1 protein-coding gene is annotated in these 1,845 nt (G+C 43.0%); it reads right to left on the bottom strand.

The genetic code is table 11. The features are described 5' to 3' along the window. Positions 1–31 precede the first annotated feature (31 nt). Positions 32–1,681, bottom strand: coding sequence for a transposase (locus HMPREF9439_RS06780; protein ID WP_008812428.1), 1,650 nt, complete (start codon positions 1,679–1,681; stop codon positions 32–34). Positions 1,682–1,845: the final 164 nt, after the last annotated feature.

The following is a 1,845-nucleotide window of genomic DNA, read 5'->3' as shown; positions in this document are numbered from 1 at the left end:
GGGGATGTTGCAAAAGTCCTGAGAAGGACGGTTAGCGCATCCCCTTTCTTCTATACCCTCTTTTGGCTATTTCATTTGGTTGTAAATTCTTTCGCTTTTTAAGCCTATTTGCGATTCTTTTTGCAGAAGGTTTCTTAAATGTTTCTGCCTCTAAACCTTCCGGAACTTTCCAGTAGGTCGGCAGCTTGCCACTTTTTTTGAATTTAAGAAATTTCCTAATGTTTAGGCCGAGGCAGGTTAATGCAAATTCAAGCCTAACTTTTGCGAGCTTGCGTCTGCGGAACCTCGTATAAGCCATATTTTGCTTCAAGACGCCGAAGGTTCCCTCTACTTGGCAGCTCCGGTTCACTCTCATTTCAATTCCTTCAGGCCTTAACAACCGATCTCTAGCTCCTTGTTTTAAGGTCACGTATTCAGGCATGACTTCGAAGATCCTCTCGTTGCCTTCTTTTTCCTTCATAAACCTCCTGCAGTAGGCCATGAACTGGCAATTCGTACAGTTCTCAACTTTATAGAAAGCAGATTGTTGAGTTTTGGGGTGACGGTTTGGGATTTCAACTCTGTTACCCGTCCTTCCTCCTAAGCAGGATACGGTTCCGTCCTCTAAATACTCATAGACGGCCGGATACCTTCCGGTACGTTCTCCATTCCAGGAAGGGTATTTAATAAAAGCCTCTATTCCCTTTGTGTTGCAATATTTGTAATTTGCAAAGCTGCCATACCCCGCATCTGCGCATATTCTCTTTGGATAACAACCGTACATGGACTTAAACCCCTCTAATGTCGGGATCAGGGTTCGGGTGTCAGAACGGTCTTGAGATAGATAATAAAAAACTATGATGCCTCTGCAAACCACTATCTGAGTGTTATAGGCCGCATGCATCTGACTGCCGAGCCCACTGTAGTAGTCCTCTTTCAAACACATTGCGGTAGCATCGTGATCCGTTTTGTAATAAGAGTTTCTGTCGGGGCCGCAAATTGCTTCTTTTTCTTCATATTCCACCGACTTGATCAAATATTCATAGAGCTGAGAACGCATTTTCTTTAATGCTGTTTCTCCTCCCTCGATTAGCTCGGGATCAATTTTCTGGCTCTCGGTCAATTTTTCCGTGAGCAATTTCGAGGAGATTATTCCATCCTTAGGAACATCGTCGCTCAAATGCATCAGTCGTAATAAATTCAAAGCCTTTTCACTGAGCCTAAGATGGAATGTGGTCGGCTTCCAAACGAACTTATATTTGTTGGAATTGGCTTCAAACTTACTACCGTCTAAGAAAACAGTATCGAGACTGATAGCAAACTCTTCCACGATTGCCTGGACAATGCTGATAAAAATCGGGGTTATGCAGTTCTCCAATAAAGAAATAAATCTAGATATTGTTGAACTACTGGGACGATCCTCCCCAATTAAGTAAACAACTCGCAAGTCGTAATAGCATGCGGCTTCGATTTCTCGTAAGGAAGATTTACCCAATGCAAAGCAATATACGATTGCGGAAAATAGACGGAATTTGTTGATTTGCGGTCGTCCTAACTCGGAGTCCAGTCGGACTTCATTTAGGTATTTCCACGCACCTGACTTCTCCAAAAGTAACAAGAAGGCGTCTAGTTTTTCCTGTTCCTTCGCCTCGAGTGGGAAGGTATAGAGAAGGAGAGGCTCAGAAATTGTAAAATGAGTCATGGTATGTGATTCTTGGCGGAACACATCACCATAGCACAGCAGGGGGTTCGATTCCCTCTGCTTGCTTTTAAATCAACGAGTTATCGTTTTTTCTAATTTAAAATCCTCAGATACAAAAAGAGCTGTTGAAAGTCTGCTTTCGACAGACTTTTGCAACAGCCCCT

Origin of the sequence: Parasutterella excrementihominis YIT 11859 (assembly GCF_000205025.1) — a bacterium.
Taxonomy (GTDB): Bacteria; Pseudomonadota; Gammaproteobacteria; order Burkholderiales; family Burkholderiaceae_F; genus Parasutterella; species Parasutterella excrementihominis.
Note: the sequence above shows the minus strand (reverse complement) of the source record. Positions and strands in the feature narration are given on the sequence as shown.